Source organism: Acinetobacter sp. UBA3132 (assembly GCF_002364825.1).
Classification (GTDB): Bacteria; Pseudomonadota; Gammaproteobacteria; order Pseudomonadales; family Moraxellaceae; genus Acinetobacter; species Acinetobacter schindleri.
In genome coordinates this window covers 1-16,025 of the sequence record NZ_DEZM01000106.1, presented here as the reverse complement: position 1 = coordinate 16,025, position 16,025 = coordinate 1, and the positions used below count along the sequence as shown (strand labels likewise).

Below are 16,025 nucleotides of genomic sequence, written 5' to 3'. Positions count from 1 at the left end.
GATTAATCCTAAAGGTGGTGATATTGTTCGTGTTGAATTACTCAATCATGACAAAAACAAAGACAGCGATGAACCTTTCGTCATGCTGGAAAGCGATGCGAAACGTACTTATGTCGCGCAGTCAGGTTTAATTGGTCTAAATGGACCGGACAGCAGCCGTAATGGCCGTCCAAGCTATGAGCTGGAAAAAACTGCTTATACCCTGGCAGATGCCAAGGCAGTCAAAAATAAAGATGGCGAGAATGTAAAAGTTCTGTCTGTGCCAATGGTATTCAAGACGGCAGATGGTGTAGAAATTATCAAAACCTTCAATTTTACTGAAGGTGAATATCCAGTTGTCGTGAACCACAAGGTTATCAACCGCAGTGGACAGGCTTGGCAAGGTCAAATGTTTGGCCAGATCAAGCGTGACAATTCTGAGGATCCAGGCAAATCCGATCAAGGTATCTTTACTTTAGGTACTTTCTTGGGTGGCGCTTGGGGTACCCCGGATGAGCATTACAACAAGTTGAAATTTGACAACTTTGTTGAAGAAAAACTCAGCACTGAAGCCAAAGGCGGCTGGGTTGCGATGGTGCAGCACTACTTTGTCAGTGCATGGGTACCAGGTAACCTGAAACTGACGCAGGGCAATGGCGAGGCCTATACGGCGAAGCTGGAATCACGTAAGTCAACTGATAACATGAATATCATTGGCTTTACCTCTCCGACCTTCAATGTACCTGCCGGTACTGTGGCTGAAATTGATGCGACCTTCTATTCTGGTCCAAAAATCCAGTCAGAGCTCAAAGATCTGGCAACAGGTCTGAACCAGACTGTAGATTATGGCTGGTTATGGCCGATTGCCAAACTACTATTTGTTGGTCTGGAATTTTTCCATGGCCTGGTAGGTAACTGGGGCTGGGCGATCATTCTGTTGACTATTCTGGTAAAACTGATCCTGTGGCCATTGTCATCGAAGAGTTACCGCTCTATGGCGAAAATGCGTGTGATTGCGCCAGAAATGCAGCGTATGAAAGAAGAGTTCGGTGAAGACCGTATGCGCTTCTCTCAAGAGATGATGGCACTGTACAAACGCGAGCAGGTAAATCCACTTGCCGGCTGTTTACCGCTCTTGCTGCAAATGCCAATCTTCCTAGCATTGTACTGGGTACTGATGGAATCTGTGGAACTGCGTCATGCACCATGGATGCTGTGGATTCAGGATTTATCTTCAATGGATCCTTGGTTCATCCTGCCATTGCTGATGGGTGCAACCATGTATATCCAGCAGTCGTTGAACCCACAACCGACTGATCCAATGCAGGCGAAAGTGTTCAAGATCATGCCAGTGATTTTTACAGTATTCTTACTGTTCTTCCCGGCTGGTCTGGTGCTGTACTGGATTGTCAACAACCTGATTACCATCCTGCAGCAAAGCTTGATCAACAAGTCTGTTGCCAAAGATCGTGCACAACGTGATGAGGCAAAGCCAGTCAACTAAGTTGAACTGACGGGCTGAATAAATCCGCTTAAGATGGTAATCTTAGGCGGATTTTTTTTGGCTGTACTTTTTGTTCTTCTGCAGGTGAATTTTATGCTCAACCCAACCACTACGATTGCTGCGATTGCGACACCACCGGGACGTGGCGGCGTTGGGGTGATTCGTCTGTCTGGTCCAAAATCTTATGAGATTGCTCAGGCCCTGACCCGCAAAGACCTGCCAAAAGCCCGATTTGCTGGTTTTCGCCAGTTCTATGATGCGGCAGGTGAAGTCATGGATGAAGGTTTAGTGATCTGCTTCCCGAATCCAAACTCTTTCACGGGCGAAGATGTGGTTGAACTACAAGGCCATGGTGGTCCGGTGATTCAGAATGCCCTGCTGGCACGTTTGTTGGAACTTGGGGCAACAGCAGCCAAAGCAGGTGAATTCTCCATGCGTGCCTTTGAAAATGGCAAGCTGGATCTGGTCCAGGCTGAAGCCATTGCTGACCTGATTGATGCGACATCGCAAGCGGCTGCACGTTCGGCAGTACGTTCTCTGCAAGGCGCATTTTCGACCAAGGTGAATGCCGTACTTGAGCAGCTGATTCATTTGCGTCTGCATGTAGAAGCGGCAATTGATTTCCCTGAAGAAGAAATTGATTTTCTGGCGGATGGCAAGATTCTAAATCTGCTAGATCGCGTATCCAGTGCAGTCACTCAAGTACAGCAATCTGCACGTCAGGGCCAGCTTCTACGTGAAGGTTTGCAGGTGGTCATTGCCGGTAAACCCAATGCCGGTAAATCGTCATTGCTAAATGCTTTGGCCGGGATTGAACGCGCCATTGTGACCGATATTGCGGGTACGACACGTGACGTTTTGCATGAGAAAATTACCTTAAATGGTTTGCCAATTACCCTGACTGATACTGCCGGTCTGCGTGAAACAGGTGATATCGTGGAAAAAGAAGGGATTCGTCGTGCAATCAAGGAAATTGAACAGGCAGATCTGCTGTTGCTGGTCTATGACCTGAGTCAGGGTGATGATCCATTACAACTGGCACAGGAATATTTTGCTGAACATATTGAACCGAAACGCCTGATGCTGATTGGTAATAAAGCAGATTTGACCGGTGCCGAAGCTATCATCGGTGATTTTCAGGGTTTCCGTCATATCACTGTCTCAGCCAAGCAGGAAATGGGCGTTCAAGCGCTCATAGAGGCGATTACAGCGCATGCAGGCTTCCAGCCTGAAGAAGATACCTTTATTGCCCGTACCCGTCATTTAGACGCAATGAAGCGTACCCAGGTGTATCTAGCTGAAGCTCGTGAACAACTGGTAATATATAACGCAGGTGAGTTAGTGGCAGAATCCTTGCGTCTGGCACAGAATGCTCTAGGTGAGATCACCGGTGACTTTAGTGCGGATGATCTACTGGGCAAGATCTTTGGATCGTTCTGTATTGGAAAATAATCTTCAAGATATATAAAAAAGCCCTCCATAGAGGGTTTTTTTATCAGGCTTTTACATGCAGTTTCTGATGTGATACCCAGAGAACTACACATAAAATACTAATCACCGCACAGAAGCTGATAACAGCAAAACCCAAGCCAAAATGATCGGCCAGATAACCCACTGCAATAATTGGCACAATTGTGCCTAAATAACCCACAAACAGATAGGTCGACATGACTGCGGCCCGATTCTGTAAGGTTGTGATTGCATGAATCACGCCAAATGCGCCCATCAGGGCAAAACCATGTCCAATTCCAAACAGAATATCACTGACAAAGAATAAGATGCTCGTTTTGAGGAGCATACACAGTGCAAGACTTATCAGACTCGCAAACATAATGATCAAGCCAATATTCAGACATTTCTTTGCAGCAACCGCTTTAGCAAAGAACTGCACCATGGCAGAAATCAACAAAATGCAGGTGATGGCGGTACCACTGACTAGAGGCCCATGCCAAGGCAGAATATCCTGCAGAAAAGAGGGCGACAGTGAGGCAAATAAACTAAAGGCAGCAAAGGCACAAAATGCGGTCAAACCCACGATCATAAACAAAGCATGATATTGAGGCTCAGGACGCAGTAATTTCGGTGCAATACTAAAGGGCTGACGTTCAAATGCTGGCACTTTTAACCAGAACAAGCCAATAAAACACAGTACTGCCCCCCAAATAATAGGTAGATATGGAGTGATCAGTGGCATCTGAGAAAACTGCGCAATGATTCCGCCGACCAAAGGACCCAAACCAAAGCCAACCGCAGTCAGGATTGATACCAGTTGCGGCGCAAACTGCTTATGACTCTCTGGAATGGTTTGTATCATGCCAATCATGGCAGAAGTGGTCATGAGACCCGAGGCAATGCCGATAATGAAACGCCCCACTGATAAAATCACTGCATTGTCTGCAAAGACGGAAATGATTAAGCCTATACTGATAAATACCAAGCCGATTTGTAAGGTTCTTAAAAAACCAATACTGTTACTGGTTCGTCCCAGAAACAACAGAGTGCCTAGACAGCCAAACATATAGGCGACAAAAATATAAGTAATCTGGCTTGGAGATAGATGCCAAACCTGTTGATAAATAGGGTAAAGCGGACTGGCCAGTGCCGTGCCGATAGTCCCCATAATCAATGTAAGGCTAACCATGGCGAATGGTTGCCATGTGGTATTTATTGTCATGCTGCTGCCATAGAAGTTCAACATCACGCTTTCAGAAAAATGATGTCGAATAAAAATTTGAATGGAAAGCAGTGTATCGGTTAGATGAAAAAGTGGTCAATTATCTTGCTGTAAACAAAACGAAAATATTCGACAGAAAAAATCAGCCATAACGCTTGAGCAATTTTAAAAATTCCTGAAGATCCTGTTCATTGACAGCTTCTGGATCTTTGATTACATGCTCTCTAAGGTGCTCCTCGATCAGTTCATTCATCAGACCATTCACCGCCCCCTTGATGGCCGCAACCTGTTGTAGCACATCAATACAGCTGGGTTCTTGCTGTGTCAGTGAGGCTTCCACCGCATGAATCTGACCTTTTAAACGCCGTACACGATTTAATATTTTTTTATCTTCATGCAAATGACTCACCCCAAGTCTCCAAAAATAAATATACTAAGGGGGAGTATATAAATAAGACCACTCGAATGCAAAACAATACCGTTCCACAGCACAACCATCAGTTTGATCAAGGCAATCCACTGGCACAGAAGAAAATACTGCTCGCCACAATCCTGACTGCCGTGATGATGGTATTTGAGATCATGGGTGGCTGGGTTTTTCAATCCATGGCCTTGCTGGCAGATGGCTGGCATATGAGTTCCCATGTCCTGGCCTTGGGACTTGCCTTTGCCGCCTACAAAGCAGCACGTCATTATGCCGATGATCCTCGTTTTAATATGGGGACCTGGCGCATTGAAATTCTGGCAGGTTATAGTAGTGCCATCATGCTATTGGTGATAGCGGGCTTTATGGCTTTCCATTCGATTGAACGCCTGTTTGCTCCGGTAGAGATTCACTATAACGAAGCCATTCCTATTGCGATTTTAGGTTTATTTATTAATCTGGTCTGTGCCTGGTTGCTGCATGATGGTGGACATGAACATGCTCATGGGCATCACTACGATCATGAGCATCATCCTAGCCATTCTGACCATCAGCATGACCTGAATCATCAGGCAGCATTTATGCATGTAGTAGCAGATGCCCTGACTTCAGTCTTTGCCATCATAGCCCTGCTTGCCGGTAAGTATTTCGGCTGGGATATTCTGGATGCTGTGCTCGGGATTGTTGGCTCAGTTCTGGTCGCACGCTGGTCTATTGGTTTATTGAAACAGACTGCCAAAACCCTGCTGGATGCCGATATGGATGCACCAGTGGTAGATGAAATCCGGGAAGTTGTCGCGGAATTTGGTCCTTTAGTAAAACTGTCTGACCTGCATGTTTCCCGCGTTGGGAAAGGCAAGTTTGCCTGTTTTGTGGCGCTGGAGACTACGCTAGATCTAAGTCCTGATCAGGTACGCGACGCTATTTCTATTCATGAAGAAATCGTGCATATTTCTGTAGAGATTAATCCGGTTACTTCTATTTCATAAGTAGTTTATGTTCCACGTGAAACATTAAAAATACTAAAACATGACAGTACATAAATCATCTGATTTTTCTGCATAAAACGCATAGAATCAGCACTACTTTACTCTGACATGAGCAGGAGATTCATGCTGAAACCTATCCTACTGCTGGCCATGACGGTATTGGCTACGAGCCTTAGCTTTGCCGATATCAATACAGTCAAAGCTAACTTGGCCAAACATAGCCCAGACCTGAAGATTGAAAATCTTCAGACTACTGAAATGAAAGGGATCTATAGTGGTTCTATGGATGGACAAGTGGTTTACCTGAACGAGGATGCCAAGCATCTCATCGGTGGGTCTATGATTCGCCTTGCCGATAAGCAAAATCTTACCCGGGATCTGGTGCTGAAACAGAACAGTATCGACTGGAAAAAGCTGCCTTTACAGGATGCATTGAAAACAGTAAGAGGCACTGGCAAGCGTCAGCTGGCGATTTTTTCTGACCCCAATTGCCCCTATTGCAAACAGCTTGAACTAGAACTTAAAAAGCTCAATGACGTAACTATTTACACTTTTGTTCTGCCACTGAAAGCGCAATCTATAGCTCCTTCACGACAGATTTATTGTGAAAAAAATCCGGCTCAAGCCTGGGATGATCTGATTAGTAAAGGTATTCAGCCTAAATCTGGCAAACGCTGCGCCAATCCGGTAGAACGCAACTTGGCCTTGGCTAAATCCCTAAATATTCAGGGTACCCCAGCAATTATTTTCTCGAATGGTTTTAAAGTCATGGGTGCCTATCCAGCTGAACAGATTGAAAAGATTCTGACAGAACTTGGTCTTTAATCTTAACTTTCGCTTGGTCATCTGAAGTATATCGAGAGCAGAAGCTTTGAATTGAATCTTTAAAAACCCAGCAATAAAAAAGCACCCGACAGGGTGCTTTTTTCAATGCAAAACAGAAATTATTCAATTAAATATTTAGACAGTTCTGCGTTTGGTGACCATGTTGTAGATAAACAGAATGATAATGGCACCAATCACCGAAGCAATAAAGCCTGCTGCTGAACCTTCCTCATAAAGACCTAGCATCCGACCGCCATAGGTCGCAAGTAATGAACCGGCAATCCCCAGTAGGGTTGTCATAATAAAGCCTGCCTTGTCATCTCCAGGATGGATTGCACGCGCAATTAAACCTGCGATAAAACCAATAACAATTGCAACTATAAGTGACCACATATGTATGCTCCTTTCTTATCATGTCTTTGTTTTTAAGTCATGTTCAGAAATCATCATCGGATAAGTCAAGTCTTCAATCTAGCGAAGTCCTGAAACGGAATGTTAGCTTTTTGTTCATGTGAAGCAGACATAAAAAAAGTGGCTGTCGCCACTTTTGAAAGTTGGATCTCTTAAAGACCAATTTCACCAATAAAAGGCAAATGGCGATACTTCTGGTCATAGTCCAGACCGTAACCGACAATAAACTTGTCTTCAACTTCAAAGCCAAGGAACTGCACATCCAGATTAATTTCACGGCGTGAAGGTTTGCTGACCAAGGTACAGAGCTGAATCGAGTTTGGGTTACGGGTGTGCAGAATTTCCAGAACTTTGCTCAGGGTGTTGCCGGAATCGATGATGTCTTCTACCACCAGTACATCTTTACCACGGATTTCACCGTCTAAATCTTTCAGGATTTTTACATCACGTGACGATACCGTGCCACCGCCATAACTGGATACCGTCATGAAATCCAGTTCATGTGGTTTTGAAATTACACGACATAAATCGGCCATAAAAATCACTGAACCGCGTAACAAACCGATGAGCACAAGTTCTTTGTCACTATTGGCATAGTGTGCATCGATTTGAGCACCAAGCTCTTTGACTTTAGCTTGAATTTCTTCAGCGGAAATCATTACGCTCATTTGAACGGTCATGGGTAGATACCTAAAAAGTAAAAATAGCAAAATAAAAAAGGTGTTGACCTGCAACACCTGATATATCAGTAATTTTAATACATCCAGCAGGCAGATGCACCTGTTTTGCCCTGTTTTAATGTAATCATTTTTTCGGCAATTGTGAATCGCGCTTGAGTAAAAAAGCGCAGCCAATGGCTATTGCTGATAACATGAACCATGTGCGACGGCGCGATTTTTCAGGCTTTTTCCTGAGCTGTTGTTTTGACATAAACCGCCTCTCCAGAAACATAAGTCGCTGCAATATTACGGTCATCACCCAGCATAATCAGTGCAAAAAATGCATCTTCAATATTTTTGGCTTTGCTTTGACGCAGCTGTTGTAACGCCGTCGCATTCAGATCTAATACAACAAAGTCGGCTTCTTTACCGATATTAAAGTTGCCGAGTTGATCCTCCAGACTCAAGGCTTTGGCCCCGCCTAGTGTCGCATGATATAGCGATTCAAAGGCAGACAGTTTATTACCTTGTAACTGCTGCACCTTATAGGCTTCATTCAGGGTTTGCAGCTGATTAAATGAGGTCCCTGCTCCGATATCGGTGCCCAGTCCCACTTTAACGCCTTTGTCCCAGGCCTTTTTCAAAGGGAATAAACCACTGCCCAGGAACAGATTTGAGGTTGGACAGAAGGCAATAGCCGAGTCGGTCTGATGCATGCAATCCCACTCCTGCTCTTCCAGATGCACACAATGCGCAAATACCGATTTAGAACCGGTCAGACCATAGTGATGGTAAACATCTAAATAACTTTGATGTTCCGGGAACAATTCCTTGACCCAGGCAATCTCATTCTTGTTTTCACTTAAATGAGTATGCACATACACATCCGGATATTCCGCTTTAAGTTGTCCTGCTTTTTCTAGCTGTTCAGCTGTTGAAGTTGGAGCAAAGCGTGGCGTGATCGCATACAGGTTACGGCCCTTGCCATGCCACTTTTCAATCAATTTTTTAGAATCGGTATACGCTGTTTCTGCGGTGTCCGTCAGTGCTTCCGGTGCATGACGGTCCATTAGCACTTTACCCGCAATCAGACGCATATTACGCGTCGTCGCTGCATTAAATAAAGCATTGACTGATTCAGGATGGACGGTACAAAAGACCAATGCGGTCGTGGTGCCGTTTTTAAGTAATTCTTCTACAAAAAACTCGGCAATTTTTTCTGAATAAGCTGGATCCTGAAACTGGATTTCAGTCGGAAAAGTATAGGTATTTAACCATTCTAGAAGTTGTTCACCATAAGCACCGACCATTTCGGTTTGCGGGAAATGGATATGGGTATCAATAAAACCTGGCACGATCAGCTGCTCAGGATAATGAGCTACCTGCACTCCTTCAGGCAGATGCTGCTGCCCCTCTTCCCAGCTGCCAAACCATTGAATCTCACCATTCTGGCTGATGAGCAAGCCATCTTCTACATATCGCACTTGGTCGTGAATTTCACGCGCTTGGGCAACCGTATTCTTGATATCCAGGAAGCGACCGCGTATTGCCGTCGTTGCAATGATAGAAGACATTTAAAACCTGCGCTTTTTGATTTTTTCGATTGATTGTAGCTGAAAAAATTAGCATGTTTATATGAACATTCATATTTAACCATATGTATTTTTTATGAGATCAAATAATCACGCGTAATTTCAACAGAGCGTGTGTGTGCAGCCAAGCTTGTAGACAAATAAAAAAAGCCTGCTGATGCAGGCTTTCTTGATGCTTAATCTTACAGCGTAGTTTCGTTATGTTTCTTGCTATGACGAATCGACAAGATCGCAGTCACCGTCAAGACAATCACAATAAAGCTCAGTGAAATCCAGATCGGCATATGGAATACATCCAGCATCAGCATCTTAAAGCCGATAAAGACCAGAATCAAACCTAGACCATAAGGCAGATAATGCATTTTTGAGGCTGCACCCGAGAGCAGGAAGAACATTGCACGCAGGCCTAAAATTGCCATCAGGTTCGCAGTAAGCACAATGAAGGGGTCGGTGGTGACAGCAAAAATAGCAGGAATAGAATCGACTGCGAAGATCACATCAGAGGCTTCGACCAGAATCAGCACCAAGAATAACGGCGTTGCCCAAAGCAAACCATTTTGACGGACAAAGAATTTATCGCCCTGAAGTTGCGGGGTAATACGCATATGTTTACGTAGCCATTTCAGAATGGCCATATCTTCAATATTGCTGTCTTCTTCATGCTGACCACGCAGGAATTTGAAGCCGGTATACACCAGGAACGCACCGAAGAGATACAGAATCCACGAGAACTCCTGTACAAACCAGGCACCAATAAAAATGAAGATGGTTCTGAGCACAATCGCACCCAGTACACCATATAACAGCAATTTACGTTGTAGCGCTGGTGGAATGGCAAAGGCGGCAAAGATCATCAGCCAGACAAAGACATTATCAATTGCTAGGGATTTTTCCAGCAGATAACCAGCAAAGTATTCCATGACCTTGGTATTGGCAATTGCCGCACCTGCAGTCTGCTCCAGATACAGCCATAATCCACCACCAAATAAAGTCGCGACACTGACCCAGGCAATACTCCAGTAGGCAGCGGTACGGACTTTTACTTCCTGACCATGCTGATGTTTAAAGCCGACTAAATCGATCACCAGCATGACGGCGACAATTGCGAAAAAGACAAGATACAGCCAGAGCGTACCAATTGTTTCCATGTGAATTCTCCACATCGGACGACTGGCCATAAAAAAACCTTGACCAGCTGCCAGATGAAAAACATCTATAACAACATGATCAAGGTCTTGCCTACATCTTAGTGTTTCACTTTTTTATATCAAGTGTAACCTAAAGATGCTCAGATACCGACTTTTTGCAAAGTGTAATGACGATATTCTGACACGTTCAAAAACTGAAATTTCATTCTTAAACGTTTGGAGGAGGCTACTCCCCTTGTTCAAACTAAATTTTGTCTGAGCGATAGCTCAATGTAAATTAAGCATGACAGATTTTAATTAGGGATACAATTTTATTTACAAAAATCATTCACTAAGCTTTAAGAAAATCAGGACGGCGTACCAGAAACACACTAAGCGCAAATCCAAAAAATGCCAGTAATCCTCCCATCCAGCCGATACTGCCCAAGCCAATTTGCGCGGTCACGATCCCGCCGAGTAATGCACCCCCACCAATCCCGACATTGTATAAACCTGAAAAGATTGCCATGGCTACATCGGTGGCATCTGAGGCGAGGTTTAAAGTCTTTGCCTGTAAAGCCAGACTAAAACCAATAATACTGACTTCCCACATAAGACTCAGGCTATTTAAGCCAAAAAGGCTCACTGACATTGGCAATAGCAAGAGCATCGATATACCCAGCCCTAAAGTGAAAAATGGAATCGTCAGTCGTGGAAACTGTGGTGCAAATTTACCAAACAAGTAGGAACCCAGGAAGCCTGCTCCGCCGTAGATCAGCAGCAATGTTGTGGTCTGTGCAGAACTGAAATGTGCTACATTCAACGCAAAAGGTTCGATATAACTATAGGCTGTGAACTGGGCGCTGATCACCAATACAGTCAGTACAAAAAGTAGCATCAGGCTGGGCCGTTTGATCAGGCCCTTTAAACTACTAAAGGAGCCTGAATTAATACTCGGTAAATGTGGCAAAGTTTTAACCAGAATAAAGCAGACTAACGTGGCAATCACCGCAATTAATCCAAAACTGTTACGCCAGCCATACGCTTCGCCAATCATCCGGCCAAAAGGAATTCCGAGTACCATTGCCATCGCGGTACCGGTAGATAGTAGGCCTAAGGCCTGAAATTCTTTTCCTTTCGGTGCTACACGCACTGCCAGTGATGCCGTGATTGACCAGAACAGTGCATGAGCAACTGCAATTCCGATCCGACTGATAACCAGGACGATGAAACTCCAGGCAAAATAAGACAGCACATGACTGGTAATAAAGACCATAAATAGCAGTGTAAGCAGGAAACGGCGTTCAATATTTCTAGTGAGCAGCATGATCGGTAAAGACAGTAATGCGACTACCCAGGCATAAATGGTCAGCATCAGCCCGACTTCTCTTGGAGTCATGGCAAAGCTCTTTCCTATATCGCTCAGTAGTGCTACTGGAATAAACTCGGTCGTATTAAAAATAAAAGCGGCACAGGCCAGGGCAATCACACAGATCCATTGGCGTGTAACAGAAAGAGGTTGAGCAGAAGCAGACATGAGGGAGGATCAATACAGGATCGGTACATTCTATGCTTTTGCCAGAAAATTTCACATGAGGCAGGCTGTAATTTTACTCAGCGGAATTAAAAAAATTGTAACATTGTAAAGCTGAGGACTATGGCAGTCTGAGATAAAATCTTGAGGTAAACCTATGCAGATTGAACACCAAGAACAAGGAACTAAAGGTGAATGGTATGTGGCGCAGAAAGACCAGCGCCTGGCAGAAATGACATATTCTCGGGCAGGTGATGATAAGTTCATTATTGATCATACCTGGGTGGATGACAGCCTACGCGGACAACGTGTTGGACAGCAGCTGGTCGAAGCTGCGGTCGGTTTTGCCAGAATGCATGCTCTGAAAATTATTCCACTCTGCCCTTTTGCCAAGTCGGTGTTTGACAAAAATGAAAGCATACGGGATGTACTTCAGTAGGACTTCATCTAACTCAAAGATGGGACTAAACATCTATAAGATGTTTAATGGATGAGGATATGACGATATAACAGGTTGATCCTGGATTAGTACAACAGGTAAGAAAATGAGCAACATCAAACATCAGGACTCAAAGCGCGGCGGTGTGTTTTACATGGAAGACAATGGTCAGCGCGTAGCAGAAATTACTTATCAATGGCGTGAACCGGACACCATTGTTGCTGACCATACCTGGGTCTCACATGCACTGCGTGGTAAAGGCGTGGCCCGTAAAATGCTGGATATTCTGGTCGAATTTGCACGTCAGAAACAGCTGAAAATTATTCCACAATGCTCTTATGTGCATGTCATGTTTAAGCGTGATCGGAATTTACATGACGTAGCGACTTTAGCCTTTTAAACCACCCCGTTGGAATAAAAAGGTTCAAATGGATAAGAGACGATAAGCCCTGTTTATGGGCTTGTGGCAGTCTATAAAGCAGAGTGCCGCTGAAGAGTCCTAATCCCATCCAGACAATCTGTTCATACTGTTGCAGCATGATCAAAATAACGATGATCAGGGAGATGCTGGTCTGAAAAAAGGTACGATAATCCACACAAATCAATAGTGCCCAAGTTAATAGCATGCTGCTGATCAGCATGTTAATCTCACGTTGCAAGCCCCAGCTATGCAACACGATGACTAGCGCGAAACACAGACATAACAAGCTTAACGTGATGAAAAGATCTTTTAGCATGTTTCACCTTCATTAAAAGCATTATCATTCGAGTAATTATTTTTCAATGATGTCTCTTTAATTTTTAATAATTTAGCTACAAAATGCAAACTGAAAACAGTGTAAGAAATAGCTGATATTTGATTAAAAAATAACCTAAACCCAATATATTGACTATAAAATCAATACTTGAAATTTAAAGGAATCATTCATGCTACAACTCTGTTATGCCAGTATGCGCATCGAAACAGAACAAGATCTATTACAAGACCTGAGTGATATTTTAGCAATTGCACGAAAGTTCAATTATGAGCATCAGATCTATGGAGCACTGTATTATGCACATGGAAAGTTTTTCCAGTGTTTGCAGGGTGAACCTGAGATTGTAGAGCAGCTTTTTCAAAGTATTTCGAAAGACCGTCGGCATCAGCAGGTGTATCGTTTCGCTGATACAACCGTGGAAGCGCCAAGCTTTGCTGAGTGGTCGATGAAATATGTACATAAGCATAGCGAGATTGCTTCGTTCTTTTCCAAGCTGGGTCATAGCACTTTTCAGCCGCATTATCTGAACCAGCAAGATCTGGATGGCTTGCTCGAGATCTTGTATCGTGTTGACGAAAATCATCAACAGCTGGTTTCACCTCAGGGTTATAAACAACGTGGTTATGTCCCCTATTTCTGATCTGGTGAATCCAGACTGAAAATAAAAAAGTCCGCATGGCGGACTTCTTTTTGTCTGATTTGCATTAGTTCATGTCAATCATCACTTTTAGGGCTTTTTCATCAGCCGCGTGTTTAAACACATCATAGGCCTTTTCAAACTCGTTAAATTTAAAGTGATGCGTGGCCAGTTTTTCTAGTGGTATTTTGCCGGAACAGCAGGTCTTGAGCAGCATGCCAGTGGTATTGGCATTGACCAGACCGGTAGTAATGGTCAGGTTCTTAATCCACAGTTTGTTCAGTTCAAAATTCACTGCTTTACCATGTACGCCGACGTTGGCGATATGTCCACCCTCTTTCACCACATGTTGGCAAATATTCCAGGTCGGTTCCACCCCTACCGCCTCAATGGCACAGTCGACACCGCGTCCATCGGTAATTTCTAAAATCTTTTGAATGGCATCTTCTTTACCAGAGTTAACGGTATGAGTTGCACCTACTGTTTTGGCAAATTCCAGCCGGTTATCATCCATATCTACCATAATAATATTGGCTGGAGAATAAAATTGAGCAGTGAGCAAGGCACTCATCCCGATTGGTCCTGCACCTACGATCGCGACATTGTCACCCGGTTTGACATCACCATATTGCACACCAATTTCATGTGAGGTTGGCAGGATATCGGACAGGAAGACGGCGACGTCTTCATTTAAGTCTTCAGGTAAATGGTAAAGAGAGGTGTCAGCAAAAGGTGTACGGACATATTCGGCATGGGTACCATCAATCATATAACCCATAATCCAGCCACCCTCATTACGACAGTGTGCATATAGCTGTTTTTGGCAATTTTCACAGGTACCGCAGCGGCTGACGCAGGAAATAATGACCCGATCACCCTTTTTAAAAGTTTTTGACTGCTGAACCGACTTCTTCAATGATGCCAATGCCTTCATGACCGAGAATCCGGCCATTAAAGTCGCCGGTTTTTTCTTTTGCCACCTGTTCAATTTCCGGATTTTTACCTTTCTAGATGCCGAGGTCGGTCCCGCAGATCGTGACCTTAGTCAGTTTGATAATGGCATCATCGGGTTGCAGGATTTTCGGGATGGGACGTTCTTCAAAACGGATGTCATTGGCGCCATAGTAAACCATTGCTTTCATTGTATTTGACATGGCAACTATCCTTCTTAGTGATTATTGTGGAGGATTGGCAGTCGTATTTAGCTATGACGACTGTCAGCTGAGAAACATGTAATGACTTTAAGCTAGCAGGACTTTAGGATTAGATCATTGGTAAAATAGTTAATTCCTTAAAAAAATTAAGTATTTTTTAATATTAAAAAAGGATCGTAGACATGTGTCTACGATCCTTGAGAAATTTTATGGAATAAAAACTACAAGTATTGATTTAGATAATTTACTGTAAGGCGCTAATCAGTTTCTGATGCAAGCCACCAAAACCGCCATTGGACATGATCACCACAGCATCGCCCTCGCCTGCTTCAGTAACAACAGTTTGAATGATCTCATCCAAAGTACGTGCTACCACAGCTTTATTTGGTGCAGCCTCAATCACAGGTTGCAGATCCCAATCCAGACCTTCTGGCTGATACCAGATCACTTCATCCGCCAGACGTGCTGAATAAGCCAAACCCTCTTTGTGACTGCCCATACGCATGGTATTGGAACGCGGTTCAATAATCGCCCAAAGCTTACGTTCACCCAGACGCTTGCGTGCGCCGTCGAGGGTAGTATCAATTGCAGTCGGATGATGGGCAAAATCATCATAGACTTCGATACCACGTACCGTATCGAGCAGCTCCATACGGCGTTTTACACCGCCAAAATTCGAGAGTGCTTCACAGGCGGTTTGAATGGATACACCCACATGCTCAGCAGCAGCAATAGTTGCCAGAGCATTGGCAACAGAGTGCTGACCCGTCATATTCCATTTGACTTCGCCTTTTACTACGCCATGCTGAAGCACTTTAAAATATGAACCATCAGCAGACAACTGTTGTGCAGAGAGTTCAGCTTTTTCATTGGCATCCAGTGAAGTGCGAACTACCGGTGTCCAGCAGCCCTGCTCTAGTACTTCATCAATATTGGTTTCCATAATCGGTGCAATGATGCGACCTTCAGACGGAATAGTGCGTACCAGATGATGGAACTGTTTTTGAATTGCGGCCAGATCATCAAAGATATCGGCATGATCAAATTCCAGATTATTCAGAATCGCAGTCTTAGGATGGTAATGTACGAACTTGGAGCGCTTGTCGAAGAAAGCAGAATCGTATTCATCGGCTTCTACACAGAAGTATTTGCCGCCACCTAAACGTGCACTTTCAGAAAAACCGAGCGGTACGCCGCCAATCAAAAAGCCTGGTTCTAAGCCCGCTTGATCCAGTACCCACGCCAACATGGTCGTTGTGGTCGTTTTGCCATGCGTACCTGCAACGCCCAGCACATGTTTGCCTTGTAAAACGTGGTCT

18 protein-coding genes and 1 pseudogene are annotated in these 16,025 nt (G+C 44.2%); 7 read left to right on the top strand and 12 right to left on the bottom strand.

Going from position 1 to position 16,025, the window contains the following annotated elements:
* Positions 1 to 1,483 (top strand): membrane protein insertase YidC (gene yidC, locus B4033_RS05165; protein ID WP_286832531.1); only part of this gene is annotated, 1,483 nt, incomplete at its 5' end.
* A gap of 93 nt (positions 1,484 to 1,576) precedes the next feature.
* On the top strand, positions 1,577 to 2,935 hold the full coding sequence (gene mnmE / locus B4033_RS05160; protein WP_286832530.1) for a tRNA uridine-5-carboxymethylaminomethyl(34) synthesis GTPase MnmE: 1,359 nt from the start codon (positions 1,577 to 1,579) through the stop codon (positions 2,933 to 2,935).
* 43 nt (positions 2,936 to 2,978) lie between these two features.
* Here mnmE and B4033_RS05155 read toward each other — a convergent pair whose 3' ends face one another.
* Together B4033_RS05155 and B4033_RS05150 are read right to left on the bottom strand one after the other, a co-directional pair.
* Positions 2,979 to 4,124: an MFS transporter gene (locus B4033_RS05155; protein WP_076754840.1), complete on the bottom strand. Its 1,146-nt coding sequence runs from the start codon at positions 4,122 to 4,124 to the stop codon at positions 2,979 to 2,981.
* A 175-nt stretch (positions 4,125 to 4,299) separates the two neighbouring features.
* Positions 4,300 to 4,566: a metal/formaldehyde-sensitive transcriptional repressor gene (locus B4033_RS05150; protein ID WP_004813991.1), complete on the bottom strand. Its 267-nt coding sequence runs from the start codon at positions 4,564 to 4,566 to the stop codon at positions 4,300 to 4,302.
* A gap of 56 nt (positions 4,567 to 4,622) precedes the next feature.
* Here B4033_RS05150 and dmeF point away from each other — a divergent pair, with 56 nt between their 5' ends.
* Together dmeF and B4033_RS05140 are read left to right on the top strand one after the other, a co-directional pair.
* A complete protein-coding gene (gene dmeF / locus B4033_RS05145) occupies positions 4,623 to 5,570 on the top strand; it encodes a CDF family Co(II)/Ni(II) efflux transporter DmeF (RefSeq protein ID WP_286832527.1) in 948 nt (315 codons plus the stop codon).
* Positions 5,571 to 5,693: 123 nt separating this feature from the next.
* The gene (locus B4033_RS05140) at positions 5,694 to 6,395 is read left to right on the top strand and encodes a DsbC family protein (RefSeq protein ID WP_076754836.1); all 702 of its coding nucleotides are present in this window, start codon (positions 5,694 to 5,696) and stop codon (positions 6,393 to 6,395) included.
* 135 nt (positions 6,396 to 6,530) lie between these two features.
* Here the strand turns inward: B4033_RS05140 and B4033_RS05135 are convergent, their stop codons facing one another.
* From B4033_RS05135 to B4033_RS05115, 5 genes are all read right to left on the bottom strand, one after another.
* Positions 6,531 to 6,788 carry a GlsB/YeaQ/YmgE family stress response membrane protein gene (locus tag B4033_RS05135; RefSeq protein ID WP_004813984.1) on the bottom strand — a complete coding sequence of 86 codons (258 nt, stop codon included), beginning with the start codon at positions 6,786 to 6,788 and terminating at the stop codon, positions 6,531 to 6,533.
* 170 nt (positions 6,789 to 6,958) lie between these two features.
* The gene (hpt, locus tag B4033_RS05130) at positions 6,959 to 7,486 is read right to left on the bottom strand and encodes a hypoxanthine phosphoribosyltransferase (protein ID WP_048880947.1); all 528 of its coding nucleotides are present in this window, start codon (positions 7,484 to 7,486) and stop codon (positions 6,959 to 6,961) included.
* A 218-nt stretch (positions 7,487 to 7,704) separates the two neighbouring features.
* The gene (gene guaD, locus B4033_RS05125) at positions 7,705 to 9,039 is read right to left on the bottom strand and encodes a guanine deaminase (protein WP_286832523.1); all 1,335 of its coding nucleotides are present in this window, start codon (positions 9,037 to 9,039) and stop codon (positions 7,705 to 7,707) included.
* Between the two features lie 200 nt (positions 9,040 to 9,239).
* Positions 9,240 to 10,205 carry a TerC family protein gene (locus B4033_RS05120; protein WP_071321234.1) on the bottom strand — a complete coding sequence of 322 codons (966 nt, stop codon included), beginning with the start codon at positions 10,203 to 10,205 and terminating at the stop codon, positions 9,240 to 9,242.
* A gap of 331 nt (positions 10,206 to 10,536) precedes the next feature.
* Positions 10,537 to 11,721, bottom strand: a complete 1,185-nt coding sequence (locus tag B4033_RS05115) for a sugar transporter (RefSeq protein ID WP_286832519.1) — start codon at positions 11,719 to 11,721, stop codon at positions 10,537 to 10,539.
* Positions 11,722 to 11,875: 154 nt separating this feature from the next.
* Here B4033_RS05115 and B4033_RS05110 point away from each other — a divergent pair, with 154 nt between their 5' ends.
* The 3 genes from B4033_RS05110 to B4033_RS05100 all read left to right on the top strand — a co-directional run bounded on the left by B4033_RS05110 (position 11,876) and on the right by B4033_RS05100 (position 13,555).
* Positions 11,876 to 12,157, top strand: a complete 282-nt coding sequence (locus tag B4033_RS05110; protein ID WP_004813975.1) for a GNAT family N-acetyltransferase — start codon at positions 11,876 to 11,878, stop codon at positions 12,155 to 12,157.
* A gap of 106 nt (positions 12,158 to 12,263) precedes the next feature.
* On the top strand, positions 12,264 to 12,557 hold the full coding sequence (locus B4033_RS05105; RefSeq protein WP_004813972.1) for a GNAT family N-acetyltransferase: 294 nt from the start codon (positions 12,264 to 12,266) through the stop codon (positions 12,555 to 12,557).
* A 527-nt stretch (positions 12,558 to 13,084) separates the two neighbouring features.
* On the top strand, positions 13,085 to 13,555 hold the full coding sequence (locus tag B4033_RS05100; RefSeq protein WP_008306942.1) for a BLUF domain-containing protein: 471 nt from the start codon (positions 13,085 to 13,087) through the stop codon (positions 13,553 to 13,555).
* Between the two features lie 64 nt (positions 13,556 to 13,619).
* Here the strand turns inward: B4033_RS05100 and B4033_RS05095 are convergent, their stop codons facing one another.
* The 5 genes and pseudogenes from B4033_RS05095 to mpl all read right to left on the bottom strand — a co-directional run.
* On the bottom strand, positions 13,620 to 14,330 hold the full coding sequence (locus tag B4033_RS05095) for a zinc-binding dehydrogenase (protein ID WP_286832517.1): 711 nt from the start codon (positions 14,328 to 14,330) through the stop codon (positions 13,620 to 13,622).
* A gap of 3 nt (positions 14,331 to 14,333) precedes the next feature.
* A pseudogene (locus tag B4033_RS13630) lies at positions 14,334 to 14,468 on the bottom strand (alcohol dehydrogenase catalytic domain-containing protein); the annotation flags it as partial.
* On the bottom strand, positions 14,434 to 14,532 hold the full coding sequence (locus B4033_RS05090) for an alcohol dehydrogenase catalytic domain-containing protein (protein WP_286832516.1): 99 nt from the start codon (positions 14,530 to 14,532) through the stop codon (positions 14,434 to 14,436). The pseudogene B4033_RS13630 and the gene B4033_RS05090, both read right to left, overlap by 35 nt.
* 27 nt (positions 14,533 to 14,559) lie before the next feature.
* Positions 14,560 to 14,706 (bottom strand): alanine acetyltransferase, encoded by a 147-nt coding sequence (locus tag B4033_RS05085; RefSeq protein WP_286832515.1) that lies wholly within the window; start codon positions 14,704 to 14,706, stop codon positions 14,560 to 14,562.
* A gap of 244 nt (positions 14,707 to 14,950) precedes the next feature.
* On the bottom strand, positions 14,951 to 16,025 hold a 1,075-nt coding region (mpl, locus tag B4033_RS05080), incomplete at its 5' end, for a UDP-N-acetylmuramate:L-alanyl-gamma-D-glutamyl-meso-diaminopimelate ligase (RefSeq protein ID WP_286832514.1).

What these genes read in the sequence shown, in the direction of transcription:
- mnmE (WP_286832530.1), top strand. Translation starts at nt 1,577, where the DNA reads ATGCTCAACCCAACCACTACGATTGCTGCGATTGCGACACCACCGGGA.
- B4033_RS05155 (WP_076754840.1), bottom strand. Translation starts at nt 4,124, where the DNA reads ATGGTTAGCCTTACATTGATTATGGGGACTATCGGCACGGCACTGGCC.
- dmeF (WP_286832527.1), top strand. Translation starts at nt 4,623, where the DNA reads ATGCAAAACAATACCGTTCCACAGCACAACCATCAGTTTGATCAAGGC.
- B4033_RS05140 (WP_076754836.1), top strand. Translation starts at nt 5,694, where the DNA reads ATGCTGAAACCTATCCTACTGCTGGCCATGACGGTATTGGCTACGAGC.
- B4033_RS05135 (WP_004813984.1), bottom strand. Translation starts at nt 6,788, where the DNA reads ATGTGGTCACTTATAGTTGCAATTGTTATTGGTTTTATCGCAGGTTTA.
- hpt (WP_048880947.1), bottom strand. Translation starts at nt 7,486, where the DNA reads ATGACCGTTCAAATGAGCGTAATGATTTCCGCTGAAGAAATTCAAGCT.
- guaD (WP_286832523.1), bottom strand. Translation starts at nt 9,039, where the DNA reads ATGTCTTCTATCATTGCAACGACGGCAATACGCGGTCGCTTCCTGGAT.
- B4033_RS05120 (WP_071321234.1), bottom strand. Translation starts at nt 10,205, where the DNA reads ATGGAAACAATTGGTACGCTCTGGCTGTATCTTGTCTTTTTCGCAATT.
- B4033_RS05115 (WP_286832519.1), bottom strand. Translation starts at nt 11,721, where the DNA reads ATGTCTGCTTCTGCTCAACCTCTTTCTGTTACACGCCAATGGATCTGT.
- B4033_RS05110 (WP_004813975.1), top strand. Translation starts at nt 11,876, where the DNA reads ATGCAGATTGAACACCAAGAACAAGGAACTAAAGGTGAATGGTATGTG.
- B4033_RS05105 (WP_004813972.1), top strand. Translation starts at nt 12,264, where the DNA reads ATGAGCAACATCAAACATCAGGACTCAAAGCGCGGCGGTGTGTTTTAC.
- B4033_RS05100 (WP_008306942.1), top strand. Translation starts at nt 13,085, where the DNA reads ATGCTACAACTCTGTTATGCCAGTATGCGCATCGAAACAGAACAAGAT.
- B4033_RS05095 (WP_286832517.1), bottom strand. Translation starts at nt 14,330, where the DNA reads ATGGGTTATATGATTGATGGTACCCATGCCGAATATGTCCGTACACCT.
- B4033_RS05085 (WP_286832515.1), bottom strand. Translation starts at nt 14,706, where the DNA reads ATGTCAAATACAATGAAAGCAATGGTTTACTATGGCGCCAATGACATC.